This window comes from Mycetocola lacteus (assembly GCF_003667575.1).
GTDB classification, from domain to species: Bacteria; Actinomycetota; Actinomycetes; order Actinomycetales; family Microbacteriaceae; genus Mycetocola; species Mycetocola lacteus.
This window is the reverse complement of record NZ_RCUY01000005.1, coordinates 371,153-397,239: the sequence shown is the minus strand read 5'-3', so window position 1 is coordinate 397,239 and position 26,087 is coordinate 371,153. Positions and strand designations below refer to the sequence as shown.

Here is a 26,087-nt window from a genome sequence, read left to right as displayed (position 1 = left end):
TTAGCTCAGCGGGGCGATCGTGATGGGTGCGCCCAGATCGTAGAAGTGCTGGGTGTGGGTGCCCGAGGTCCCCAGGAAATCAACGGTGGCCTGGGTGCCCACCGGCAACCAGTCATCCCCAAACCACAGGATGAACTCGCTGACGGGCATCCCGTTCCAGCTAAACGCGCCGTCGCTGACGATCTTGTAGGACTCGATCGTGTCCCCTCCGGGCATGGTCACCTGGTCCCGGGCGGAATCGACCGTCCAGGCGGGCTGCGCGGCGATCAGCTCGGCGGTCTGCTGGAGATCGGAGTAGAAGCGGTAGAGCTCGCCGGTGACGGCTACCAACTGCTCGGCTGGATCATCGGAGTTGGGATCGCCCTTGACCGGCCCGGTACCCGAATCCACCCACATCTCACCATCGACATACCGCATCGAAATCGGACCGGACGGGCCCTCCAGGTGGGCGGAGAAGCTGTAGCTGGGATCGTAGGTGAACTCCACCTCCCCAAACGTGTCCGCAGTCAGATGCATCCGGCCCGAACCATAGCTGGAGAGTGCGGCCGAAACGCACTGCCCGAGGGCCCCGCCCTCAAGCTGGGCTCCGAGACTCAGGTTCAGCCCGGCGCAGGAGGTCGGGAAGGTTCGGACGCTCGTGGTGGGTGATGCGCTCGCTTCCGCGACCTTCGGAGGAGCCGAGGCGGCGGGTTCGGCCGCCTTCTCGGCGGAGCATCCGGCCAGGAGTAGGGCCGCACACGCGGCGGTGGACGCGGCCACAAGGATTCGCTGGCGGGTCTTCACGGATTTCTCCTCGGTGCGATACGTGTGATTTGTGCGATACGTGTGTTTTGAGCGATACGTGCGTTACGTGGGCTTTGCGCGACGAGCGCGACTTGTGCGCCCCAGGGGAGCGTATTCGCGCCCACACTATCGAGCACGCGGCGCAATATGCAAACACCTGTAATCCTGATGGCTGGTTTGACGGCCGTTAGGATCCGCCCATCGCCCGCTTTGTCCGTGCCGTCGCCACCGCGGTCCACGGATATCCTTGCGGACGTCCTGGTAGGGGCCGTGTCAACCGAACGGTATTTTGGACAAACAGACTGCTGACGTAAGGGCTTCTTACCGGTGCTAATCAGCGGATTTCATCTATCGTTCGTATGCTTGATCATCAGCGAAAGCTTGTTGCGGTAGTTGGAAGCAGAACCCCCCAGCTATGTAATAGCCTGCTTTCGCGTTTAGGGTCCTATCACCGGAATTCGTTTCGCAAAACTTGCGGTTGTCTAACTTGCGTAGCCAGATTCATTGGAATCACCAGGGCCTCGGAGACCTGATCAAGATAGGCCAGTAGCTCTGTATCGTTAGTTTGATTAGCGAGTACCCACCGTGCGAACATACTGGAAATCGCACATATTTGTGTTGCGGAGCGTCTGTATGGATACTGCTGATCCCAGAGGATTCCAGTTTCGCCATTCTCTAGGGTGAGTGCTGACAATACGGTTTCATGAGTGACGTGAACCTGTTGTGATAGTAGGTGATATTGCTCGATAAGAAAGCTTCCGTCATCTAGGTTTTTAAGTAAATCACTAAAGCTCCCGAGCCCAGAGCCCTCGAATACTGGGGGCATATCATTCACTGCTGAGCGAAGCTCGTCATGATCTTCCCACTCTGCCAATTGTTTGTAGTGGTTTCGAATCCTCTGTGAGGCGAACACGCGATATCGTTCGACACCGCCTTCCACTAGAAATACCCATTGGAGAGTTATCGAGTGCTCAAGGGCTGCGCGCGCTAGTGCTGTCGCTTCCACTTCAAAACCAGACTTATTGAGGAGAAGGAAGGCATCGCAATATCGAAGCGTGCGGACAATTAGGCCGTGTAGCAAAAGAAACTCGTCGCGTCGATGAGCCTCAATAGCGAAGTTCTGAGCATCACGGACACTCGAAATGCACTCCCGGATCCACTTCGTGAATTCAGCTTCGGATACTTGCGCCATGTCGACAAGGATACGAGATTCCATCGTTCAGAGCGCGTTTCAGTTCCTTACTCATTCTTGTGGAGACTATCTTTTTCCTAGCCCATCGCCCGCTTTGTCCGAGCCGTCGCAACCGCCGTCCACGGATCCTCAGGCCAGGGATGCTTGGGATAGCGTCCGCGCATCTCCTTGCGGACGTCCTGGTAGGGGCCGTTCCAGAAGGAGGCGAGATCCCCGGTGATTGCGAGCGGTTTTTGCGCGGGGGAGAGCAGGTGGAACAGGACCGGGACGCGTCCGCCCACCAGGCGCGGGGTTTCGGCCAGGCCAAACAACTCCTGTAGCTTGACCGCGACCACAGGGCGTGGGGCGGAGTTCGCAGTACCAGCACCGTTCGCGGCCGCGGGCTCGGCTTCGGCTCCGCCGGTCACGACACCGAAGTCCGCAGCGTCCGGGTAGCGAATTCGCACCCGGTTCCCCGAGGGCACCTCCAGATGCTCGGGCACAAGCGTGTCGAGCTGTGCGGCCTCGGGCCAGGGGAGGAGGCGGCGCAGTGCCTGGGTGAGGTCGATGCCGTGGAGGGAGGACTGGGCGGTGAGGCTTTCGAGATCGTGGCCGAGCCAGTCGTCGATGGTTGCGAGGAGCGTGGCATCATCCATCGCGGGCCAGGGATCCCCGAGCTCGCGGTGAAGAAGGCCCAGTCGGGCACGCAGGGATGCCGCGCCCTCGCTCCAGCGCAGCCCGTCGAGTCCCGTCTCGCGCAGGTGCGCGGCAAACGCGGGTGCGGTGTCGGCGGCGGTGGGGGCGACCGGGGTGGAGGACAACCGGATTGCGCCGATGGTACGCCGCTCCTGCACGCGCACCCGCCCATCCTGCACGCGGGCCGCGCGTTCGGATGCACGCAGGGGAGCGCCGAGTCGGAGTGCGTCGGCTTCGCCGAGGGCGGCGGCCAGGCGGATCACCGCACCGGTCCCATCCGCCACCCGTCCCTCGGCGCGCTGGACTTCGCGGACGGCAATCCACTCGCTGGACACCAGCTCGCTGCCCTCGGGCAGGGCCGCCCGGGTGCCGCTGGCCAGGAGGTAGCTGCGGGAGTGTTCGCCGGTGCGGCGGGCGATCCACTCGGGCCGGGCGATCGCCGTGATGATGCCGGGCAGGTCGGCGGGGTGCGTGGCAGCGTTGGCGGGCAGGTTTGCGGGATGCGCGGCGACGTCGCCCGGCACGTTCGCGGGATGTGCGGACGTGTTGGCTCGCAGGTTTGCGGGATGCGCGGCGACGTCATTCGGCACGTCCGCCGGGTGCGTGGCCGTGTTGGCCGGCAAGGGTGCGGGTTGCGCGCGTGCACCGGAACCCGAGCGTCCGTCTTCGGCGATCCGCGCCAGCCGCCGTGCCTCCGCCCTCCATCGCTGGGCACCCGGCGCACGGCCCGAGCGCAGGGCGCGCAGCAGGCGGGACAGGTCCGCTCCGGGATCGCGGAAGTCACCCGAGAGCGCCGCCACCACCTCGGCCACAGCGTCCGGATCGCCGATTTCGGCGGTCCCCGACAGCAGCGCCCGCGCCTCGCGCACCCCCACCGGGAGCCGCGACACCCGGCGACCCAGGGCGGTAAGTCCGCCCTCCTCGGATACCAGGCCGAGGGCAAACAGCTCGCGCTGAGCCTGCTCCATCGAGGCGGCCGGGGGCGGGGTCAGCAGGCGCAGCCCAGTGCCTCCGGGGGTTCCCCAGGCGGCCAGCAGCAGCGCGGCATCCAGCAGATCGGCGGATTGGATCTCGGGAGCCGATGCGGGAGGCATCCGGGCAAATTCGGTCTCCGAATAGGCGCGCACGGCCCGCCCCGGCCCTTGACGGGCGGCGCGACCGGCACGCTGTTCAACGCTCGCGCGCGACGCACTGACCGTCACCAGGCCCGACATATCGCGGCCACGGTCCCGGCGAATCTCACGGGTCAGGCCCGAATCGATCACCAGGCGCACGCCGGGAACCGTCAGTGAACTCTCCGCCAGCGACGTACTCACCACGATCCGCGCCGCCCCACCCGCGGACCCCCCGGACACCGCCAGATCCTGCTCCGCGGGGGAGAGTCTGCCGTGGAGGGGAAGCACGTCGATGCCGGTCGGATTCAGATCACGAATGCCGCGCACCACCTCATCCACCTCGCGCGCGCCGGGAACAAACACCAGCGCATCGTGTCCGGCCTCCCGCTGCTCGGTCACGGCGAGCGCGGCCACGTGCCGCAGGAAGTCTCGGGTCACCCCGCGCTCATCCAGGCGCGGATGGCTGCCGGGGCGGTGCGTGATTGCCAACGGGTGCAGCGGCGAGGGCACATTGACCACCGGAGCATCCAGGAGTGCGGCGATTCCGGAGGCATCCAGGGTCGCGGACATCGCGATGACCGTGAGATCCTCCCGGAGTTCGCGCACCTCGGCGAGGAATCCGAGCAGCAGGTCGCCATCAACCGAGCGCTCGTGCACCTCATCGAGGACGACCGCGTCGACACCCTCAAGCTCGGGATCCGACAGCAACCGGCGCAGCAGCACACCCGGGGTCAGCACCTCGATCCGAGTGTCGGGACCGACTCGGCGCTCGCCGCGGACGGTGAAGCCGACCGGGCCGCCCACCGCGGAGCCGTCGAGGGCTGCGAGTCGCCGGGCGGCCGCGCGCACGGCAACGCGGCGCGGCTGGCTGAGCAGGATGCGTCCAGGAGCGGGGCGCGGACTCGTGGTGCTGCTAGCGCCGGCGCCGATGCCGACGCTGGTGCGGGTACCAGCGCCGCGGCCCGCCGCCAGGAAGTTTGCCAGCAGCGGCGGCACAAACGTGGTTTTCCCGGTACCGGGCGGGGCGGTAATGACTGCAACGCCCTCCGCCACCGCGTCCTCGATTTCCGCGTGGGCTGCGGCAACGGGAAGCCCGGTGCCGATTCTGGCCAGATCAAAGAGGCGTGCGCTCACCTCCCCATCCTAGGCAGCGACCCCTCGCCGGGCGAACGGCACCCGGTGCCGACAACGACCCGGATCCGACAACAACCCGGAGTCGACAACGACCCGGAGCTAGCCGCTCCCGAGGCCGCGGCTCCCGAATGGTGACGGCGAACGAGTCTGGACCACCCGAGGATCCCCCGGGAACATGAAACGAAATTTCATAACGCGGCTCCGGATGGAACGTTCATACGTCGTTTACCAAACCGGAACGGACCCGTTCACACTCCGCTCCTATCGTCAAAGACATGAGCGAAGTTTTCACCCCCGAGACCGTATCCACCATCGCCCCGGTGCCCCCAGCGGTGCCGCTGCTGGAGCGGCTTCGGTCCCGACTGCGTTCACTCACCCCGGCCGAGCGTCGTGTGGCCGACGTGGTTCTGCGCGATCCTCTCGAGGTCATCCACCTCTCGGTTACCGAACTGGCCGCCGCCGCCGACACCTCCTCGGCCACCGTGGTTCGGCTCTGCGCTTCGATCGGGCTGCGCGGTTTTCAAGAGCTCAAAATCACCCTGGCAACCCAGTCGATCCCCTCGGAAAAGCGGGTGCTCGACAAGGTGGAGGCCGGAGACGACACCGCATCGGTGGCCCACAAGGTGCTGACCGGAACCATCAGCGCGATCGAAGCCGCCGCGGCCGCTCTTGACCATGACGCCCTCGATCGCCTAGCCAGCGCGGTACTCGCTGCCGACCGTGTGCTGTTTGGTGCCGTGGGTACCTCGGCCCCGCTCGCACAGGACGCCGCCTATCGCCTCACCACGATCGGGATTCCCGCAACCTTCATCCCCGACGTTCACACCCAGCACGTGAGTGCGCGGATGCTTCGTCCGGGGGATCTCTTCTTCGCGATCAGCCATACCGGCTCCACCGTCGAAACCTTGGCCGCCACCCGCGCCGCCCGTGATGCCGGGGCAGTCACCGTCGCGATCACCAGCTTCCGTTCCTCCCCGCTGACCGAAACCGTGGATCTGTCCCTCGTGGCCGGATCCGCCGAAACCGCCTACCGGGTCGAGGCGATGACCAGTCGAATCGTGCATTTCGCGATTCTCGACGCCCTCTATGTCACCCTCACCCTGCGCCGCGGCGACACCGTCGACGCACTCGCGCTCACCGAAGACGTGCTCATCGAGCACCGAATCTAACCCTCCCCACCCTCCTCAGAGCGACGGCCAACGGTCGTCGCGCTATCCAGCACGCCCAAGGAGTCCTCCCCATGCATGGATTTGTCACCGATACCGATGGTGCACCGCTTTCAGGTATCGCCGTCACCAACGGGCGCGACGTGGTCGCGACCGATGCCGATGGTCGCTTCGAACTTGAACCGGTAACCCCGTTTATCGTGGTCACGCGCACCGCCGAGTACACCACCGACACCTGGTGGGCCCGCGCCACCGACACCGAGGTGCGCTTCATCCTGCACCCCAATACGCAAACCCTGCCGTTCGAATTTGTACACCTGACCGACACCCACATGTCACTGCCCGCCGAAGAGGCGCCCGAACACGGCGACTTCGGCCTCTACCGCGAGGGCAGCCTGCCCGGCGAGATCACCGACTTTCTCGCCTCACTGCCCCGGCGCGCGCCCCACGCACAGGCCGTGTTCATCACCGGCGATCTGGTGGACCACGGTCTCGCCGAGGAGTTTGCCGCCTACACCTCCGCGCTGGCGACAAGCCCGCTGCCGGTGCACGTGATTCCGGGAAATCACGACCATATGAACGGCGAGCACGGCTCGGTGATCAGCCGCAACAACTATCTCACCAATGCGGGCAACCCCGCGCTCTACGAGCGGTTCATCGGGCCACGCTGGTACAGCTTTGACGTGCCCGATCTGCACGTGATCTCGCTGGACTGGCACTCCCACGAGCTCGGCCTCGACCATGAACTTCAAAATGCCTGGCTGGCTGCTGACCTGGCAACTCTCGAACCTGGAAGCCCGTGGATCCTGCTGTTTCACGATCAGCCCGGATCCTCGATCCTGGACCACGCCCCCTGGCAGCCCATCGCCGCCTTCTCCGGCCACTGGCACACCTCACGCGTGGTGGAGGCGAACGGTACGATGCACGTCAACAGTCCCACCACCTTCTTCGCCAGCCTCGACTACACTCCGCCCGCGTTCCGCCGAGTCACCTGGGATGGCACCCGCATCTCGATGCACACCGAAACCGTCCGTATCGTGCAGGACCCGGCGCCGCTCGGTGATGTGACCCGAGCAACCTTCGCCCCGGCCATCGGCGGGCCCGCCGATGCTGCCGTTCTCTGGCGCACCACGCTGCGTGGTGCCGGGCACCGGCAGAGTGTCACCGTGGACGGCGACACGATCTTTGCGGGAAGCCAGATCGAGGATGAGCCCCGAGGATATATCGAGGCGCTGGATGCCGAAACCGGCACGCCGCGCTGGAGCACCGCCGTTGGGTCCGCGGTAAAAACCGCGCCGGTAGTGGCGGGGGAGATGGTGGTAGCCGCCGAGGTGTCGGGCGATGTGCATGGACTGGATCGGGCCAGCGGTGAGGTGCGGTGGAGCGTACCCTCGAGTGATCCGCTGCGCCGCTTCGCCTGGAACGCTCCGACCGTGGCGGACGGGATTGTGTACCTCGGTGACCAATCCGATCTGCGCGCGATCGAGGCCGAAACCGGCACCGTGCTCTGGCGACGGACCGACCTTTCGCCCCACCACAACCTGGTGAACCATGCGCAGCCACTGATCATCGACGACCTGCTGGTGATGGGATTCTGGCCCACCCCGCAGCACCCGATCGGGCTGAACCGGCACACCGGTGAATCTGTCTGGAACACCGGGGAGGCCGACTCGGAACTCTTCGCCGCGCTCAAGCGTCTCCTCATCATGGGCACCGCCACCTACGATGCAGAAAACGACGCGGTGGTCATGCCAGCCTTTGGCCGCACCGCGAGTGTGGACCGCGCCACCGGCATCCCACGCTGGTCGGCCGATCACCCCGGTGCCTTTAGCCCGGCGACACCGCTGGTGACCCCGGCCGGATACCTGGTGACCGTCACCGGACACGGCATCCGGATGATTGACCCGGCCACCGGGGAGACCCGCTGGGACGTCGAGGTACAAGGCGAGGCCCCCTTCCCCATGCGCTCCTACAGCAAACGCCCGCACCCGGTGATCGCCCCGCCGAGCCTGATCGGTGACCTGATTGTACTGCCCGGTCTGGACGGACTGGTCCGCGTGTACACCCTCGAAGGTGCCCTGCGCGGCAGCGTGCAGGTGGGTACCCCACTTGCCGCCGCCCTGAGCCGGGTGGGCGAGGACCTGGTGGGGGTGGGCACCGACGGCAGCGTCCTGCGCATCTCGACCGCGGCCCTGCTGACCGCACTCGAGGACCGCGCATGACCGCGGTACGTGAACCTGTGCGAGTCCAGGAGGTGAGCACCCCCGAGCCCGGCCGCCACACCCGCTCCGCCCGACTTCGCCTCGGCGACCGGCATCCCGGCCTGATCCCGCTGCTGCTCGCCGCCCCCGCCGGCATCGGCCTGCTCTTTTTTGTGGTCATCCCCGCCCTGCTCTCACTCATTGCCAGCTTCTTCTCGGTGCCGCTGGCCGGGGGGCCGTGGTCCTTTGTGGGATTTGCTAATTTTCAACGGGTCCTCACCGACCCCGCCGTGCTCCAGGCGCTAGGCAATACCGTGCTGTACTCGGCCCTGACCATCATCCCCAGCCTGCTCATCGGCCTTGGCCTGGCACTGCTTGCCAACCGTGCAGGACGCGCACGCCCATTCGTTCGCACCGCACTGTTTCTGCCGATGACCGCCAACCTGGTGGCGATGGCCGTGGTATTTCGCTGGATGTTTGCTGCACAGGGTGGCTTTGCCAATGAACTGCTCGGGTTTTTCGGGATCGGCGCCGTCAACTGGCTGGGAAATCCGCACACCTCACTGCTCACCGTGGCCCTGGTCGGAGTCTGGCGCACGGCCTCCCTGACAATGATGATTTTCTTCGCGGGACTGGCCACCATCCCGGTCAGTATCGAGGAGGCTACCCGCTCCGAGGGTATTCGCGGGATCGTGAAACTCACCCGGATCACCCTCCCCATCATCAAACCCACCGTGGTGTTTGCGACCGTGATCGCCATCCTCACCAGCGTGCAGGTTTTTGACACCATCAACGTGATGACCCAGGGAGGTCCGCTGGGATCCAGCGAAACCGTCCTCACCATGGTCTGGAAGCTCGGTTTCAGCTACTACGACCTCGGTGCCGCATCCGCCCTCTCGCTGCTCCTGCTGATCGTCCTGATTGGCGTTGGCATCCTGCAGCGCCGAACCCTCGCCGGAGGCGAACGATGAAAACCCTGATCCGTTTCGGCACCGGGCTGCTGATCACCCTCGCCGTGGTCATCTCGCTGTTCCCCTTCTACTGGATGCTGCGCACCTCGGTGGCACCAAGCGATGAGGTGTTCTTCCAGGGCATCTCGCTGCTGCCCACCGGTATTGACCTCTCTAACTACGCGCGGGCATGGGACAAGGGCGGTCTGGGACAGGCGGTGTTTGTGGGAATCGGCACCACCGCTGGAATCCTCATCCTGCAGCTGATCACCTGCATCCCCGCCGCCTATGTGCTCGCCAAGGTGCGCCTGCGCTGGAGCGGCCTCGCGCTCGCCGTGGTCCTCGCGGCCGTGCTGATTCCCTCCCAGGTGACCCTGATTCCCACCTTTATTGGCATCAACGCGGCGGGCCTTGCGGACTCGATGTCCGGCCTGATTCTTCCCTTTATGACCAGTGCCTTCGGAATCTTCCTGTTGAGGCAGCAGATGGTGTCGATCCCCGACGCCCTGATGGAGGCCGCCCGCACCGATGGCCTCGGACACGTGCGCATCCTCACCAAAATTGTGGTGCCGATCGCCGCCCCCGGCATTGCTGCCTTCAGCGTTTTCAGTGTCTTCACCCACTGGAACGACTACCTGTGGCCGCTGCTCATCGCCCGCAGCCCCGAGCTGCGCACCCCGCCCCTGGCGCTGGCGATCTTTCAGCAGGCGGATGTCGGCTTCGACTACTCGGCCCTCGCCGCCGGTGCCGTCATCGTGACCGCTCCCGTGGTGCTGCTCTTCCTCTTCGCGCAGAAAAGGTTTGTGCAGGGCATGAGCGGTGCCGAGATCCCCGGCTAACCCCCTTCTTTCACCCCACCCTCCCCGCTTCACCCACCTCAAAGGAACATCATGAAACGCAACACCGTCCTCGCTCTCGCCGCGGTCACGCTGGGTGCCCTCGCCCTGAGCGGCTGCGCCTCGGCCAGCGGAACCACCCCGACCGCCTCGGTGGCCGCGGCCACCACCGACCTCTCCACCTGCAAGCCAGGGGAAACCACCCTCAAGGTGACCTTTGGGCAGCAGGCCACCGAGGCGATGAAGATTGCCACCGCCGCCCTGGAAAAGGAGTATCCGGGCCTGAAAATTGATGCTCAGCCGCAGGCGACCTCAAGCTACGATGACCTCACCAAAACCATCGTTGCCGATATTGCCGTGGGCAAGCGTCCCGACCTGATCATGTCGGGACTTGGTCAGCTGCGCTTCTGGGTGGACGAGTACAAGCCCGCCCCAATCGATCCGGCCGCTCTGTCCAAAACCTACCAGCACCAATTCCTCGCCGCCGGTACCGTGGGCGGTACCCCGTACCTCGCACCCGCGCAGATTTCAGCCCCCGTGCTGCTGGTCAACCAGGACCTGCTGACCAAGGCCGGTGCTGGGGATGCCAAGAAGATCAAGACCTACGCCGATTGGATTGCCGCCGCCAAAAAGGTCACCGCGCAGACCGGAGCCCCCTCGGTCACCATCGCCACCACGGCCCTCGCCGACTGGTACAGCCAGGCATTCGTGCAGGGCGCGGGTGGACAGCTGATCGCTCAGGATGGCAAGGCCGCATTTGGGGACAAAACCGGAACCGAGGCCCTGGGAATCTGGTCGCAGATGAAACAGGACGGCCTGGAAATGGGCATCGTCAACGACCAGGACAGCTTTGCGCAGTTCGCCGGGGGCAAGGCGGCGTTCATGGTCTACACAACCTCGGTGATCGCCTCCGCCCAGAAGACCATCGGTGGTGCCTTCAACTGGACACCGATCGATTTGCCCACTGTCAACGGCAAGCGCGATGCGCTGCCCGCCGGCGGCAACGGCTGGATCGTTCTAAGCGATAACGGCTGCCGTGCGGCCTACTCCAACGCCCTGGTGGGTAAGCTACTGTCCACCGAGGCCGTTATGGGTGCCTCGGGCACCTCGTACTCCTACATTCCGGTGGACACCGAGGCCGCCAAACAGCTGCTCGCGTCCTCGGCCGCGACCCCGCAGCTCACCTACGCGTGGAGCTACGACGCCCCGCTGACCCCGTGGGGTGGCTTTGCCGGGAAGGTCACCGCGCAGGTCAACGACGCGTTCCGCACCATGACCCAGCAGCTGCAGGCAGGTTCCCCGACCGAGCAGACGGTGAAGACCGCGGCCGACTCGATCAACACCCTGGTGGGTTCGGCACGATGACCACGGTCCGCCTGGAAAATCTGCGCCGTACCTTCGGGGAGGTAACCGCGCTGGACGGGATCAACCTGGAGATCGCCGCCGGGGAAAACGTGGCGATCCTCGGCCCCTCCGGCTCGGGAAAGTCGACCCTGCTGCGCGTCATTGCAGGCCTTGAAACCGCCGACAGCGGTGAGGTCTATTTTGACGGGGTCGCCCAGCGCGATACGCCGCCGCACCTGCGGGATGCGGCCATCGTGTTCCAGCACTTCGCGCTGTATCCCCACCTCAGCGCCAGGGAGAACATCACGCTGGGACTGCGCCACGGACTCGGCCTCTCTCGGGCAGAAGCGGATGAGCGGGCGCAGGACATTGCCGCCCGAATGCAGGTGGAACACCTGTTGGAGCGCAAACCCAAGCAGATGTCCGGTGGTCAGCGCCAGCGCATCGCACTGGCCCGCGCGCTCGCCAGACGCAGCGGAATCGTGCTGCTGGATGAGCCCCTCTCCGGACTCGATGCCCAGCTACACGCGGTCCTCCGGTTGGAGATTGCCTCGATGCTACGTCGGGTGGGGGCCACCGGCATCAACGTCACCCACGATCAGCTGGATGCGATGGCCATGGCCGACCGGATCGCGGTTCTCAACCACGGTCGGATCGAACAGCTTGGCACCCCCGACGAGCTGTATGCGGCCCCGGCCACGCTGTTTGTGGCCTCGTTTATTGGCACCCCACCGATGAACCTGCTCGCGGTGGGGGAGGACTGGCGATCCTCGTTCCAGGGTGGTGACTTCCGCGGGGCCGAACGTGTCACCCTGGGCGTGCGCGCCGAGGACCTGGAACCGGTGCCCGAGGGAACAACCGGGGCGCTGAGCCTCACGGGTGTGGTTGCGCTGATCGAACCCGCCGGGCGTGACCGGGTGGTACAGATGCTCACCGCCCACGGCGACACGGTGGCCTTTCGGTGTGCGGCGACTTCCTCCCCGAACCTGGGTGAGCGAGTCACCGTGGCCACCCGGCCCGAACGCGTTCACGTGTACAACACCCAGAGCGGGCTACGCGTCGGGGATCTGGTGTCCGAGGCACTGCTTGCCGAGGTTCGCCTGTGACCGGCTTTGCCGCGGATCGTGGCACGACCGTGCTGTTCGATTGGAACGGCACGGTCGTGCTGGACGCCGAGCGTGCGCGCGACGCACTGAATCGAGTGCTCGCAAGCCACGGCCTTGCGGCGCTGGATGTGCAGGGGTTCAGTCGGGAGTTTCATCTGCCAATGGCCGCGATGTTTGACCGGCTGGGCATCCCCGAATCCGCGCCGGCGGAGCGAGCGTGGAACTCCCATATGGCCGCGGCCGAAACCAGTGCCCGTGAGGGGGTTTCGGCCCTGCGCTCGCTGCACGCTGAGGGGATCCGTCTGGGGGTCATTTCGGCCGCATTCGAGCATGCGGTTCGCAGCGATATGGTGGCTCTTGATTTGCTGGGTCTCTGGGAGTCGGTGGATGCACCTGCCACCGATAAGCTCGCCGTTTTGAAGGGCCGTCGAGGCCTCGAAGAAACCGCCTACTACGTGGGCGACACCGCGTATGATATGCGCTGCGCCCTGGCCGCGGGCTTTATCCCCGTGGGGGTGGACCGCGGCTATACCCACACCGCGGCGCTGATTGAGGCGGGGGCCAAACGGATTATCTCCTCGTTTGAGGAGCTGCCGGCCATCATCGGAGCCACGGCGATCAGCGCCTAGATTTCGGGGATCATCCTTCCGAAAACTCGTGGTCATCGGTCGGCCGCGAACCCGGCGGGGCGGTCCGAGTAATCGGACAGCCCCGCCAGTGTGATGACGTGTCCGCTAGGCGGAGCCTCGCCGTGATCACGCGCACGCGCGACGGCAGTTTGCGTGGCGGGTGGTCCCGCCGAGCCTGTTTAGTCCTGCTCGCTGCGTCCGCGGATCTTGAGCACGGCGAGGGCGGTTCGAGGAATCGAACGGCCCGCCCCGAGGACCGAGCCTTAGCCGTAGATCGTCCCCATCGCCTGACGCACCTCGTCAAGAGTCCTGGCAGCCTCCGCGTTTGCCCGCTCGTTTCCACGGGCGAGCACCCGCTCAACGAACCCCGGGTCGGCGGCAAACTCGGCCCTGCGCGCACGGTGATCGGCGAGAAAGTCGTTGACCGCGTCGATGGTGAGCGCCTTGAGTGCCCCGCTGCCCGTATCCCCCAATCGATCGGCGATCTTCTCGGGAGCCTCATCCAGACACAGCCCCGCGGTAGTGAGGAGCGCCGAGACACCGGGACGGGAGGCAGGATCAAAGGTGATTCGACGGTCGGAATCGGTTACCGTGCGATTAATCGTGGCCGCCGTTTCATCGGCGCTCATCCCCAGGGCGATCGCGTTGCCGTAGCTCTTTGACATCTTGCGGCCATCGAGGCCCGGGACCTCGGGAGTCGCCGTCAGCAGGGCATCGGGCACCGGAAACACGGTGCCATAGCGCTCGTTAAAGCGTCGAGCGATGACCCGGGTGAGCTCAACATGGGGCAGATTGTCCTTGCCCACCGGGACCAGGTTGCCCTTGCAGAACAGAATGTCCGCCGCCTGATGCACCGGATAGGTGAGCAGCAGTCCGCTGAGCGCTCGTCCCGATGCGGCCAGCTCAGACTTGACCGTCGGGTTTCGGTGCAGCTCCGCCTCGGTCACCAGGCTGAGGAACGGAAGCAGCAGCTGATTGAGTGCAGGCACCGACGAATGGGTGAAGATGGTGGTGCGCTCGGGATTCATCCCCGCGGCCAGATAGTCGAGGACCGCCCCGTGAACATATTCACGCACCCGCGGCATTGAATCACGGTCGGTGATGACCTGATAGTCGGCGAGAATCACAAACGACTCGACACCCTGCCCTTGCAACCGGATGCGTTCGATGATGCTGCCGAAGTAGTGCCCGAGATGCAGCGGGCCGGTGGGGCGTTCCCCGGTGAGCATCCGAAATTCTTCGGGCGACTCGCTAATTTCTCGCGCGAGTTCGGCGGAGCGAGTGGCGGTAACCGAGAATGAATCCATGACTTTTCCTTTGATGTGAGCGGGGAGGCTGCACGATCGGCGAAGAGCGAGGATTATCGTCAACGCGGGCTGTCGTACAGCCCGCGGACATGAGTGAACCGGCTGTTAGGACAGCCACCACCAGGACGCGCGGTTGAGGTTCATGCACTCAGTATAGCCTCGGCTTTTTGGGGAATCGGGTCACCGGCCGGGACCGTATCTCACCGTGGCGGCGCGAATCAGACGCGCCGCCACGGGGGTAGGCGGGGCTGCGGGCCCCGCCGCGGGATTACTCCTGCTCGCCGCGTCCGCGGATCTTGAGCACGGCGAGGGTGCCGCCGATCAGCAGCAGGGCGAGTGCGCCGTACAGCAGGGGAGCGGGGGTGCTGCCGGTGGAGGCCAGGGTGGAGGCGGCGGGTACCGTGGCCGGATCGACCGCGGCGGTGGTCTGCTTGGTGTCTAGCACGGGGGTGGTGATGTCCGTCGGGTCCGTGGGGTCTACCGGGTTGGTCGGGTCTACCGGGTTGGTGGGATCGATCGGGTTCGTCGGGTCCACGGGGTTGGTGGGATCGACCGGGTTAGTCGGGTCTACCGGGTCTACGGGATCAACCGGGTCCACGCCATCCGCGATCGCATAGGTGTAGGTCACGCAGGCGCTCGGGCCCACTCCGCCATCCACGCTCCCCGCCATCATCAGCTGGCCGAAGCCGACTCGGTCCTGATAGTCGAGCCCGAGGCCCGAGTAGGTGCCGCCGCCCTGATTCTTGACCCCGTCCGGGGTCAGCAGGGTGAGCGCTCCGGTGCCCACAAAAGCGCTCGCCGTGGGATCGCCGGCGGCATAGGTGGCCCCGAATGTCAGGGTTTCGGGGGAGAGGATGCGGCCACTCGTGCCGGCGTAGTCGAGGACACCGTCGAACGGGGTGAGCGTGGTGACCTCGTCCTTGCGATCGAAGGTTTTGTCGAAGATGCCGTCATAGGTGGCGTCCAGCGCGAAGGTACCGCCGAGGGCGGACTCCAACTCCACGGTGAATCCGTAGCCGAATTCGCCCTGGAGCGGGGTGGCTCCGGTGTTTTCGATGCTGACATAGCCACCGTCGGTGAATTTTCCGGCCACGTCGACCGAGATCAGCGTGCCCAGACTCGGATCAAACTTCTCCACCTGAAGCGGGTGGGTCCAGGGATCCTGGATCAGGTCAATAGGGTCACCGGCGTTGTACATCCACCCACACGAGGTGGTGGTGGCGACCCTCTGGGGAGCGGTCTCGGCGCTCGCCATGAGGGGTGCGCCCAGGATGGTCGCGGGGACCAGGGCCGCGGCGACAATCGCCCCGCGCCGCAGTAGGCGTGAGGAGGAACGGGGGACAGCGTGAGTTGCGACCATGAGGTCTCCAGAGTTAGAAATGAGCGCTGGGAGCGAAGTGTGCTCCGCGGGCGCGGTGGCGACCGGGTGTCGCAGATGATCGTTCGGGCGATCAGTAACCGTGTACCATTCTAGTATTTCAGTGTCTAAAACATCAAGTCTGTCATGTTATTTTTCCGACTCTGCCCCAGGGCCATGCCCCGGTCTCTGCAAGCATGCCTTCGGTCGGGCGTGTGTGAGTGAAGATTCGACTCGTCTCACTCCCCGGTAGGGGGTATAAACCCCTCCCGGGCGTGATGCCCGCGCAAACACTCGCTTTCTACGCTTCTGTTGTCGCCAGCGAAGCGCGGCGATGAAGAGGAGTCGGGAATGTTTGACTGGTTGAACGATGCGATTATGGCCACGGCGGGTTCACCCTGGATTTACCTCATCGTCCTATTCGGAGTGTTTGCCGACGCGTTCTTCCCCCCGATTCCCTCGGAAACCATCGTGGTCGCCGCCGCGGCACTGGGTTTTGCCACCGGCACACCCAACCCCTGGATCATCATGGTGCTGGCCGCGGTGGGGGCAATTGCCGGGGACAATGTCACCTACTGGATGGGGAGCAAAATCGGGCTCACCCGGTTCCGGTGGATGCGTGCCGAACGCTCGGTCAAGGCTTTCGACTGGGCGCGCCACGGCCTGGAAAAGCGCGCGGGGGTTCTGGTGTTTACCGGACGCTATATCCCGGTGGGACGCGTCGCCGTCAATCTGGTCGCCGGAGCCACCGGGCTGCCGCGTCGCCGCTTCGTTCCGCTGTCGATCCTCTCCGGAGCCTCCTGGGCCCTGTACTCGGTGGGTATCGGCGTGTGGGCCGGAGCATGGTTCCGGGAAACCCCGCTGCTGGGTGTGGCATTCGCCGTCGGGTTCGCCCTGGTGGTGGGACTGGTGATCGACCGTATTAGTACCGCCCGGGCCACCGCCTCCCCAATCACGCGGGTCCGTGCCACAATGAGAGAAGATCATGCGCGCATCCAGTCCCAGTGAACTCGCCGGCCGTCCCGCCACGGCTCGTATCTGGGTGATTCTTGGTGGTATCGCCGTGGTTCTTGCCGCGGTATCCATCCCGGTGAATGCGGTGCTGTACGGGGTTCCGGTGATCGACGCGATCCTGCTCGGGCTGATCCAGGCCGGGCTGATCCCGTTGGCCGTGCGCAGCCCCAAGATTGCCGCCGCACTGTCGTTGATCCCCTTCGTCTTGCTGGCGCTGCTGGGGAACGGCTCGGTGGGGGCGCCCTGGCCGGTCGCGGTGACCTCGATCCTGGCCCAGATTGCGCTGATCATCACCCTCGCCTTCGCCGCCCCCTGGCGCACGGCCGCCCTGACCTGGCTGGTTTCGGTCCTCGCGGTGATCGCCCTGATCGCGGCCACCCCGCAGCGTTACGACCGGTTCACCGAGTCGCTGGCCTCCGCCATTCCCTTTGCCGCGATCTCCCTCGCGCTACTCACGATTGCTCTGCTGCTTGCCCAGCGTGCGCGCATTCGCGCCCAGCTGGAGCGTGAACGTCGGGTCACCGCATCCGAGCAGGTGCGGCGTGAACTGGTGGAGGAGCGCAACCGGATCGCCCGGGAACTCCACGATGTGGTGGCACACGGCCTCTCGATGATCCAGGTGCAGGCATCCTCGGCCAAGTATCGACTTCCCGATCTCGCCCCCGAGGCGGCGGCGGAGTTTGACAGCATTGGGGCGACCTCGCGCGGGGCGCTCGCCGAGATGCGTCAGCTGTTGGGGGTACTGCGGAACGAGGATTCCGCTGCGGGGCTGGGACCTCAGCCGGGGCTGATGGACATTCCCGAGCTGGTGAAGTCGATTCGAAAAACCGGCGTGGCGGTGGATCTGCGCTGGGCGGTGGACGATTCCGATGGCCTGCCCGCCTCGATCTCACTGACCGCCTACCGCCTGGTGCAGGAGGCCCTGAGCAACGCCGTTCGGCATGCGGCCGGGGCTTCGGCAACCGTGGTGGTGACCCGTGCATCGGGCGCGATTGACCTGATGATTGAAAATGAGGCACCGCGGGACTCCGCACGCGGGGTCGCGGGACCCCGGACGTTCGGATCCACCCACACCTCCGAGGGGCTCCGGGGCGCGGGTGCCGCCCGGGACACCGATCCTGCCTCACCCGCCGCCACGTCCCGCCCCGCCGGACACGGCCTGGTGGGCATGCGCGAGCGGGTGCAGCTGGCCGGCGGACGCATCGAGCTGGGCCCCATCGATTCCGGCGGCTTCCGGGTTGCCGCCCACCTTCCCATCCCCAACAGCACGGAGCGCGCATGAGCGACACCACCATTCTGATTGCCGACGACCAGGCCATGGTGCGGGCCGGATTTGCCGCGATCCTCGACGCGCAGGACGGCTTGCGCGTGATCGGTCAGGCCGCCGACGGGGCCGAGGCGGTCAAGCTTGGACGCGCGCTGCGCCCCGACGTGGTGCTGATGGACGTGCGGATGCCCATCATGAACGGTATCGAGGCTACCAAGGAGCTGACCACCCCGTCCCACGGGGATCCCTATACGCCGCTGGTCATGGTGCTCACCACGTTTGATATTGACGAGTATGTACACGATGCGCTGCGGGCCGGGGCCAGCGGATTCCTCCTCAAGGACGCAACGCCGGAGGACCTGGTGCAGGCGGTACGCATCGTCGCCTCGGGAGACGCCCTGATTGCCCCGCGGGTGATGAAGCGCCTGATCGAGTCGTTCACCGCGGGCCCCGGTCCCGCTCCCGCTCGGCGCGCGGTTGAGCTCAACGGTCTGACCGATCGCGAACGCGAGGTGCTGGTCCTGGTGGGAACGGGCCTGTCGAACACCGAGATCGCCGCGGCCCTGTTTATCTCCGAGCAGACGGTCAAGACCCACGTGAGCAAGATCTTCTCCAAGCTGCACCTGCGCGACCGGGTGCAGGCGGTGGTGCTCGCCTACGACACCGGTCTGGTGGAACCCGCGCGCTAGGTGAGCTCAGCCGCGCCTGTGCGCGAAGACCCGTGCCCTCGCACCCCTACCGGGGAGTGAGGGCACAATCGTTCCCGGGCGTGATGCCCGCCTCGAAACCGTCTTTTTATGCTCCTTCTGTGCCGCGGAGAGACCGCGGCGGGGAAGGGTAATAATGAGCACGCTCACCGACTTCGGGCACAAACTGCCGGGGGCACCGGGTCAGGGAGTTGAGCCGCGCCGCCCGTCGGAGAGCGAGGCGGGCGGGATCCAGACCCGGATCCACACGCGGGACCGCAGCGTCGACCTGGTGCGCACGGTCCTGCTGATCGTGGTGGTAGCGCTGCACTCGATCATGGCGGGCGTGGGCGTCGGACCGACGGGGATCGTGCTTGAAAACGCGCTGGATCATCAGGCAGGCTTCGTCCCGGCCTCCTGGGTACTCCAGGTTATGCCGCTGTTTTTCATCCTCGGTGGCTTTTCGAGTTTCACCCAGTGGACCCGGATGCGAGAGCGTGGACACTCACCCGCCGACTATGTGATCACCCGACTCCATCGGCTCCTTCTGCCGGCACTCGCGGTGATCGGTACCGTCACCGCGGCCCTGCTGGCCATGACGATCCTCGGAGTACCCGCCGATCTGATCGCAACCGCCGGATTCCGGATCAGCCAGCCCCTGTGGTTCCTCGGAGTGTACGTTCTGTGCTCGGCGCTGGTGCCGGTGCTGGTGGGTGCCCATGAGCGATTCCCGATCCTCAGTCTGGTGATGCTCGGTTCCGCCGCGCTGGGGGTGGATATCATGCGAGCAGGCACGGGAATTGTGGGCATTGGATTCATCAACCTGATGTTTGTGTGGCTTGCGGTGCAGCAGTTGGGGTTCTGGTTGGCCGATGGGCGCGGTGCTTCCTGGAGCACCCGAACCCGCATCATCGTGGGAGCTTCGGCTCTGGCCGCGCTGCTTCTGTTGAGTGTGCCGGGGCCGTATTCCCCGGACATGTATGAGAACCTCAATCCGCCCACGATCTGTCTGATCCTGCTGGGCATCGCCCAGCTGATGCTCTTCACCCTGCTGCGAAACTGGCTGCGTGAGGTGGCCGAACGTCCGCGGATCAGTTCACTGGTGAACCGGCTGGGGGCTCGATCCATGACAATCTACCTCTGGCACATGCCGGTCATTATTCTGCTGGCCGCGGGACTGCTGATCCTGAACCTGGCCGTCGCGGTGCCGCTGCCCGACCCGCTGAGTGCCGGGTGGTGGTTGACCCGACCGGTGTGGCTGGTAGCCGTGGGACTCGCGGTGATCCCGGTGGTCGGAAAATTCGGCCGGATCGAGGCGACCAAACGTCCGGCGATCTGCGAGGAGCGCACCCGTGCGATCACCCTGCGTGTAGCGGCGGCGGTTTTGCTGGGGGCCGGATCCGTCCTGGTGATCCTGGTTACCGGATTCGCGGTGACCGGTGCGCTCCTCGCGGTGGGCATGCTGGTCGCGTCGCTTCAGTTGGTGGGCATGCTCGACGTCGCCCGGCTCGTGACGCGCCTCGCTCGCCTCGTGAATGTGCCCGCTCGGCTCGATGCTCGTCTCTAGGCACGGGGTAGACCAAACGGCCCGGCACGCGTCATTCCCTGATGACGCATGCCGGGCCGCACCGGCGTCAGAGACTAGGCGGTGACGGGCACAAAGGTGCTCAGCAGGGTCGAGCCATCGGCTGTCGAACCCCACACCTCGAAGGTCACACCGACCAGGGCATAGGCGGAGTAGTCGTCGAGGTCGATGCTGAAGGATCCATCGGCGTCAACCTCTCCGAAGACGGTGGATCCAAATACATCGGCCGCAATCTCAGTGGTGCCGGCGGGGGCCTGGCCCGAGATCGTTGCGGCTCCAACGTGGATCGGGTTGACCTGAATGCTCGATGCGGCCTTCTTGGCGGCGAACGAAGCGGTCGAGGCTGCGAGGGCGGTCGAGGCAGTTGACGCGGTGGCCCCGGCGGGCTTTGCGCCGAGCTCCACGCGGAAGTTTACTGCGCCGCCAAGCGCGCCGTCGGCACCCACGGCGGTGGCGGTCAGGGTCGAGAGCGGAATCGCGCGGCTGGCGAAGGGGGCCAGGTTCACGCTGAAGCTGCCATCGGCGGCCACGGCACCCTCCTTATAGGCACCGGGGGCGAGGGCGAGGCCGGTGATCCGCACCGTCTTGGTGCCCGGGGTGGCATGGCCGGTCACGACCTTGTCGCGGGCGGCAAACCAGTTGACCGAGGTGATTCCGGCGGGGGCGGAGAGGGTCTGCGCGTGGCTGGTCGGTGCAGAAGCCGGTGTCGGTGCCGGGGCGGCAAACGCGGCGCCGGTGGGAGCGATGGCCGAAGCCGCGATGGCGAGGGCGGTGAGCGAGGTGGTGATGATGGACATGAGTCTCCTGGGTATTCGAGTTGATAACCTGACCAACTAAGCATCAGATATTTCAAAACTAACACCCGGACATCCCGAACGATCCCACCGGGAGAGAGTATGACAAAACGGTAATAAGTGACCGAGCGGGTGCCGATGACTAGTCCGGTGCCGCGATCCCGGCGTCGCGCAGGCGCCGGATGTACTCGAGGTCGGCCCGTGCTCGGGGACCGTGGGAATCGGCGACCAGCACCACGTCCTCCGCCTCGTAGTGTGCCAACTCGGAGATGGATACCCAGAGCGCAGACCCACCCCGATCGATGCTCTCCCAGGCACCGTTCGCCGTCGCCTCGGCGCTGACGACCGCATGCAGGGCCGGGTTGTACCGGATGAAGCGGGAGGGAAATCCGCGCAGGGAGAAGCTGCCGGTGGCCTCGGTGATGTCCAGCATCCACTCGGGATCCGCGAATCTGGCGCGCCGAAATCCCTCGTAGGCGGCGTCGATTTCCGGGTCACCCGCGCTCAGTTTGGTGTTCGCAACGAGCCCCTGGATGCGCCCACGCAGGGTAACCCGGGTGAACTCGACCCCAAACACAAAGCCGTCATCGCGCCCGCAGGTCAGGCCATCAATCACCACGTCCTCGAGGACTGCACCGTTGATCGAGGACCTGCGCAATTCCACATCACCGAGTGTCGCCCGCAGCAGGCGTGGGCGCCGGGAGGCGTCGGTGCTCCGGTCGCTCCGGCAGTTTTCGAGGGTGAAGTGTGAGGCGGTGAGATCGCTCAGCACGGTGCCCTCCTCGATCCGTTGGTCACGGATTATCAGGCGCGGCGGGTTCTTACGGGCGGCCGTGGCGAGCAGCCCACGGGCCGAGATCTCCGCCGCCCGAGCGAGCTCGGTCAGGGTGTGGACGCCGGGATCGGGCACGATGCTCAGCTCACCGGGGGCGGGCAGGGTTGAGGCATCACCCGGCACGGGGATCTGGCTCCATGAGGGTTCGGCCGGTTCGATGTGCCAGGGGGAATCGACGGGCAGTCCCGGTATCGCCAGCAGATTGTGCGCCCGGCCCAGATCGGCGGGGGCGATGATCACCCCGTCCAGGGTGCGAAAAGCGGAAGCCACCCCAAAGGGAATATCCATCGAAAACAGTTCGCGCTGATCGCCGGCCGCCAGGATAACCACCCGCTCGGCTCCCACACGAAAACCCTCTCCGGTGGCTCCGATGAAGAGTTCGGCATCGGAGTGCAGCACGCGCCGAACCCCGCGGCGCGCGGCAGCCTCGGGGATTGTTGGAGCCGGTTCGGTGCCGCGGCGACGCCGCCGCAGCGCGGTGAGGGTATCGAGGGACACCAGCGTTTCCATGACGCCCTTGCTGCCCACGGCAACCGTGTTCTCATCGATGCGTGTGAGCCTGAAGTTGTACTTGCCGATTTTCGCGGTGAGTTTACGAGTGACCTTGACGGCCAGCAGATCGATTTCATACAGGCCGAAATTGGTAATCACGAGCGCGCGTTCGGGGGAGAGGGCGAATCCCGCGGCGATCGGCGCACGCAAACCGGTGAGGATGCGCCACTCTCCGCTGCGCAGATCCAGCAACCCGGCCCGCGTGCTATCCCGGCCCTCAACCCAGGAGGTTAGCAAGTGCGTATCGCCGAGCATGATCGTGGCCGAATGGACCAGTTGCTGGGCGTCGCTGGGCACGGGAACGGGTATTTTCAGCGGCGCCGGGACGGCTTCTGGGGTCGTCATGCCCCGAGCCTAGCCCGGGACCTCGGACTCTGCCAGGGTGAGGGCGGATATCGTCTGTCCGCCGAAAGGTCCAGCGCTCCTAACTGACGTGCGAGCCCCCTTGACCTCAACCGCGCTTGAGGTTTTACGGTGGGTGTTATCGGCCCAATCGGGTCGTCCCGTCGAATCGAGGACCACATGAACTCCGCCGCCCTGCGTCAAGAACAACCCCGGCTTGCCGCGTTGCCTCCGCCGTCCCAAAGCAAGGCGGGGCCGTCTGCCCATTCGAGCAGACGGCCCCGCACCGTCAGCTAGACCATGCCGCCGTTGACGTACACGGTCTGACCGTTGATCCATCGACCGGGGCCCGCCAGCAGCGAAACCATTTCGGCGATGTCTTCGGGGGTTCCCAGACGTTCCAGCGGGTTCATTTTGGACATCCGCTCGATGGCTTCCGGATCCTTCCCCTCGAGGAAGAGTGCCGTGGCGGTCGGACCGGGAGCGACCGCGTTGACCGTAATGTCGCGTCCGCGCAGCTCCTTAGCCAGGACGGAGCTGATCGCATCCACCGCCCCCTTGGAGGCGGCATAGGCGGCGTAACCGGGCAGACCCAGCTTCTTCACCGACGTGGAGAAGTTGATGATCGCGCCGCCGTTACGGACACGCTTGGCTGCCTCCTGATCCATCACGAAGGTGCCGCGAATGTTGGTGCGGTGCATCCGGTCCAGATCGTCCAGATCGAACTCGGCAATCGGCCCCAGGATCATGATGCCCGCGGCGTTGACCACCACATCGACCCCACCAAATTCGCGTTCCACCTGGTCGTATGCCGCCCGAACCTGGGTTTCATCGGCGATGTCGGTCTGAATCCCGATGGCCGTGCCACCGGCCGCCTCGATCGCGTTCAGTGTTTCGGTGGCGGCCGCGGAGTTCCCCGCATAGAGAATTGCAACTGATTGGCCGTCGGCGGCGAGCCGTTCGGCCACCGCCCGACCGATGCCGCGGGAGCCGCCGGTAACGATGGCCGTGCGTTGTGATGTCATAACCACTCCTCTTTCTTGTGATGTAAAACAGTGTGAACCTGCGAACAGGCCGCACAACCCTGTGCCCAGACTACGAGAGTCCGGGCACAGGGCGGGTGAACTACTGGTTGATTCCGGACAGATCGTTCTCGCCGTAGCGGTTTCCCGCGGCGGGAATGAGATCGTTCAGCGCGGTGAGCTGGGTGTCACTCAGCACCAGGGCATCGGCACCGGCGTTCTCCTCGATTCGAGACACACGCTTGGTACCGGGGATGACCGCCAGGTTGGGGTGCCGGGTCAGCAGCCAGGCCAGGGCAACCTGCGCGGGAGTGGCATCGGCGTCGGCGGCGATTCGCTCCACCTCGGTCACCAGCGCCAGGTTCGCGGCGAAGTTCTCCTCGCTGAAACGCGGGGTGGTGAGGCGGAAGTCATCCGGTGCGAAGTCGTCGCGCGAGCGGAACTGCCCGGTCAGGAAGCCTCGGCCCAGCGGAGAATAGGCGACAAAACCAATGCCCAGCTCGGTCATCAGCGGCAGCACCTCCTCCTCAACGTCGCGGGTCCACAGCGAGTACTCGGTCTGCAGCGCGGCAATCGGGTGAATCGCGTGGGCGCGGCGGATGGTGTCCAGGCCGGCCTCGGACAGACCGATGTTGCGGATCTTGCCCTCGCTGACCAGCTCGGAAAGCACACCCATCACGTCCTCAATCGGGGTGGTGGGGTCGACACGGTGCTGGTAATACAGGTCGATGTAGTCGGTCTGCAGTCGACGAAGCGAACCCTCAACGGCAATGCGAATGTTCTCCGGACGCGAGTCCAGGCCCCGCTCGGCCGGGCCCAGGTGGGAGACAAAACCGAACTTCGTGGCGAGTACCACCTCGTCCCGGCGTCCGCGAATCGCCCGACCCACGAGCTCCTCGTTGGTGTACGGGCCGTAGATTTCGGCCGTGTCGATGAAATCGACACCGAGGTCCAGGGCGCGCTGGATGGTGCGCTCGGCCTCATCGTTGAACTCGCCGGCACCGGTGTAGTAGGCCGACATGGTCATGGCACCGAGTCCAACTCGGCTGACCTCAAGGTTTCCCAGGGTGGTTTTTTTCATGGTTTTCTCCTGTGTGAGGGGTAATTAGTTGTCCAGCAGGGTGCCGGCGATGTCGATCACCGCGCGATAGCGCACGGTGCTGTTAGCGACGCGCTCATAGGCGGCGGCGATTTCGCCGGCATCCACCAGCTCGATCTCCGCGGCAATGTTGTGTTCGGCGCAGAAGTTGAGCATCTCCTGGGTCGCGGCCGGGCCGCCGAAGTTGGAACCGACGATTGCACGCTGATGCATCACAATCGATCCGGCGTGGAACTGATACGGCTTGGCCGGGAACCCCACGTTGATGAACGCGCCGTCGATCTTGAGGGTTTCCAGGTAGGCGTCCAGTTCGATATCCGCCGAAACGGTGTTGAGGACAAAATCGAACGTGCCGTTCAGCGCGCGCAGGTTCTCCGGGTCGCTGGTGACCACATAGTGGTCGGCACCGAAGGCCAGGGCGTCCTGCTCCTTGCGCGGGGAGTGGCTGAGCAGGGTCACCGTGGCACCCATCGCGTGGGCGATCTTCACGGCCACGTGTCCCAGGCCTCCGAGTCCAATGATCGCGATGTTTTTGCCCGCGGCGGCACCGAACCGTACCAGCGGTGCGTAGACGGTCATTCCCGCGCACAGCAGCGGGGAAGCCGCGGCGAGGTCCATGCCGTCGGGGACGGACATCACAAAGTGGTCCTTGATCACGATGCTCTTGCTGTATCCGCCGGCGGTGGGGGTCCCGTCGTATTCGCGACCGTTGTAGGTGGCCACGGGGCCGTTGAGACACATCTGCTCGTCGCCGCGGAGGCAGATCTCGCAGGTACCGCAGGAGTCGACATAGCAGCCCACTCCCACACGGTCACCCACCGCAAAGGTGGTCACCTCGGATCCCACCGCACTGACCACGCCGGTGATCTCGTGTCCGGGAACCATCGGGAAGATCGCGGGCCCCCAGTCTTCGTTTACTTGGTGGATATCGGAGTGGCAGATTCCCGCGTACTTCACCTCGATTTGGACATCGTCGGGGCGCAGATCACGTCGTTGAATCGTGACCTTTTCAAAGGCCGCGCCGGGGGTAGCGGCGCTCAGCGCAAGGGTGGAAGTCATAGGACACCTTTCAATAAGGGAAGGGGATACCGCGTGG

Annotated in this window: 21 protein-coding genes; 11 read left to right on the top strand and 10 right to left on the bottom strand. The window is 65.3% G+C overall.

Features of this window, described 5'->3' with window-relative positions; genetic code table 11:
- The 3 genes from D9V34_RS07390 to D9V34_RS07385 form a co-directional block, all read right to left on the bottom strand.
- Complete coding sequence (locus tag D9V34_RS07390) at nucleotides 1-783, bottom strand: hypothetical protein (RefSeq protein WP_121688195.1); 783 nt, start codon at nucleotides 781-783, stop codon at nucleotides 1-3.
- Between the two features lie 448 nt (nucleotides 784-1,231).
- Nucleotides 1,232-1,975, bottom strand: a complete 744-nt coding sequence (locus D9V34_RS17490) for a DUF5677 domain-containing protein (protein WP_147441645.1) — start codon at nucleotides 1,973-1,975, stop codon at nucleotides 1,232-1,234.
- Between the two features lie 77 nt (nucleotides 1,976-2,052).
- Nucleotides 2,053-4,899 carry an ATP-dependent RNA helicase gene (locus D9V34_RS07385; protein ID WP_121688194.1) on the bottom strand — a complete coding sequence of 949 codons (2,847 nt, stop codon included), beginning with the start codon at nucleotides 4,897-4,899 and terminating at the stop codon, nucleotides 2,053-2,055.
- Between the two features lie 275 nt (nucleotides 4,900-5,174).
- Between D9V34_RS07385 and D9V34_RS07380 the strand changes: the two genes are divergently transcribed.
- The 7 genes from D9V34_RS07380 to D9V34_RS07350 all read left to right on the top strand — a co-directional run bounded on the left by D9V34_RS07380 (nucleotide 5,175) and on the right by D9V34_RS07350 (nucleotide 13,131).
- Complete coding sequence (locus tag D9V34_RS07380) at nucleotides 5,175-6,068, top strand: MurR/RpiR family transcriptional regulator (RefSeq protein WP_121688193.1); 894 nt, start codon at nucleotides 5,175-5,177, stop codon at nucleotides 6,066-6,068.
- 71 nt (nucleotides 6,069-6,139) lie between these two features.
- Nucleotides 6,140-8,287, top strand: coding sequence for an outer membrane protein assembly factor BamB family protein (locus D9V34_RS07375; protein ID WP_121688192.1), 2,148 nt, complete (start codon nucleotides 6,140-6,142; stop codon nucleotides 8,285-8,287).
- Nucleotides 8,284-9,237 carry a carbohydrate ABC transporter permease gene (locus D9V34_RS07370; protein WP_121688191.1) on the top strand — a complete coding sequence of 318 codons (954 nt, stop codon included), beginning with the start codon at nucleotides 8,284-8,286 and terminating at the stop codon, nucleotides 9,235-9,237. Before D9V34_RS07375 ends, D9V34_RS07370 begins: the two co-directional genes overlap by 4 nt.
- Complete coding sequence (locus D9V34_RS07365) at nucleotides 9,234-10,055, top strand: carbohydrate ABC transporter permease (RefSeq protein ID WP_183091897.1); 822 nt, start codon at nucleotides 9,234-9,236, stop codon at nucleotides 10,053-10,055. Before D9V34_RS07370 ends, D9V34_RS07365 begins: the two co-directional genes overlap by 4 nt.
- Before the next feature lie 51 nt (nucleotides 10,056-10,106).
- A complete protein-coding gene (locus D9V34_RS07360; protein ID WP_121688190.1) occupies nucleotides 10,107-11,417 on the top strand; it encodes an ABC transporter substrate-binding protein in 1,311 nt (436 codons plus the stop codon).
- The gene (locus D9V34_RS07355) at nucleotides 11,414-12,502 is read left to right on the top strand and encodes an ABC transporter ATP-binding protein (protein WP_121688189.1); all 1,089 of its coding nucleotides are present in this window, start codon (nucleotides 11,414-11,416) and stop codon (nucleotides 12,500-12,502) included. Before D9V34_RS07360 ends, D9V34_RS07355 begins: the two co-directional genes overlap by 4 nt.
- Nucleotides 12,499-13,131: an HAD family hydrolase gene (locus D9V34_RS07350; RefSeq protein ID WP_121688188.1), complete on the top strand. Its 633-nt coding sequence runs from the start codon at nucleotides 12,499-12,501 to the stop codon at nucleotides 13,129-13,131. The genes D9V34_RS07355 and D9V34_RS07350 overlap by 4 nt, the downstream gene beginning before the upstream one ends.
- Nucleotides 13,132-13,394: 263 nt before the next feature.
- On the opposite strand, the gene trpS is transcribed toward D9V34_RS07350, so the two are convergent.
- Both trpS and D9V34_RS17950 read right to left on the bottom strand, forming a co-directional pair.
- Nucleotides 13,395-14,438, bottom strand: coding sequence for a tryptophan--tRNA ligase (trpS, locus tag D9V34_RS07345; protein WP_121688187.1), 1,044 nt, complete (start codon nucleotides 14,436-14,438; stop codon nucleotides 13,395-13,397).
- A gap of 268 nt (nucleotides 14,439-14,706) precedes the next feature.
- Complete coding sequence (locus D9V34_RS17950; RefSeq protein ID WP_121688186.1) at nucleotides 14,707-15,798, bottom strand: choice-of-anchor E domain-containing protein; 1,092 nt, start codon at nucleotides 15,796-15,798, stop codon at nucleotides 14,707-14,709.
- A 348-nt stretch (nucleotides 15,799-16,146) separates the two neighbouring features.
- Here D9V34_RS17950 and D9V34_RS07335 point away from each other — a divergent pair, with 348 nt between their 5' ends.
- The 4 genes from D9V34_RS07335 (at nucleotide 16,147) to D9V34_RS07320 (ending at nucleotide 20,329) form a co-directional block, all read left to right on the top strand.
- The gene (locus D9V34_RS07335; protein WP_121688185.1) at nucleotides 16,147-16,803 is read left to right on the top strand and encodes a DedA family protein; all 657 of its coding nucleotides are present in this window, start codon (nucleotides 16,147-16,149) and stop codon (nucleotides 16,801-16,803) included.
- Nucleotides 16,781-18,091 carry a sensor histidine kinase gene (locus D9V34_RS07330; protein ID WP_121688184.1) on the top strand — a complete coding sequence of 437 codons (1,311 nt, stop codon included), beginning with the start codon at nucleotides 16,781-16,783 and terminating at the stop codon, nucleotides 18,089-18,091. Before D9V34_RS07335 ends, D9V34_RS07330 begins: the two co-directional genes overlap by 23 nt.
- Complete coding sequence (locus D9V34_RS07325) at nucleotides 18,088-18,765, top strand: response regulator (protein ID WP_121688183.1); 678 nt, start codon at nucleotides 18,088-18,090, stop codon at nucleotides 18,763-18,765. Before D9V34_RS07330 ends, D9V34_RS07325 begins: the two co-directional genes overlap by 4 nt.
- Nucleotides 18,766-18,919: 154 nt before the next feature.
- Nucleotides 18,920-20,329: an acyltransferase family protein gene (locus D9V34_RS07320; protein ID WP_121688182.1), complete on the top strand. Its 1,410-nt coding sequence runs from the start codon at nucleotides 18,920-18,922 to the stop codon at nucleotides 20,327-20,329.
- 74 nt (nucleotides 20,330-20,403) lie between these two features.
- Here the strand turns inward: D9V34_RS07320 and D9V34_RS07315 are convergent, their stop codons facing one another.
- The 5 genes from D9V34_RS07315 to D9V34_RS07295 form a co-directional block, all read right to left on the bottom strand.
- Entirely contained in the window at nucleotides 20,404-21,144 is a 741-nt protein-coding gene (locus D9V34_RS07315) for a hypothetical protein (protein WP_121688181.1), read from the bottom strand.
- Nucleotides 21,145-21,283: 139 nt separating this feature from the next.
- The gene (locus tag D9V34_RS07310) at nucleotides 21,284-22,873 is read right to left on the bottom strand and encodes a hypothetical protein (protein WP_147441644.1); all 1,590 of its coding nucleotides are present in this window, start codon (nucleotides 22,871-22,873) and stop codon (nucleotides 21,284-21,286) included.
- A 290-nt stretch (nucleotides 22,874-23,163) separates the two neighbouring features.
- Nucleotides 23,164-23,895, bottom strand: coding sequence for an SDR family oxidoreductase (locus tag D9V34_RS07305; protein ID WP_121688179.1), 732 nt, complete (start codon nucleotides 23,893-23,895; stop codon nucleotides 23,164-23,166).
- A gap of 100 nt (nucleotides 23,896-23,995) precedes the next feature.
- On the bottom strand, nucleotides 23,996-24,973 hold the full coding sequence (locus tag D9V34_RS07300; RefSeq protein WP_121688178.1) for an aldo/keto reductase: 978 nt from the start codon (nucleotides 24,971-24,973) through the stop codon (nucleotides 23,996-23,998).
- Between the two features lie 24 nt (nucleotides 24,974-24,997).
- On the bottom strand, nucleotides 24,998-26,050 hold the full coding sequence (locus D9V34_RS07295; RefSeq protein WP_121688177.1) for an NAD(P)-dependent alcohol dehydrogenase: 1,053 nt from the start codon (nucleotides 26,048-26,050) through the stop codon (nucleotides 24,998-25,000).
- Nucleotides 26,051-26,087: the final 37 nt, after the last annotated feature.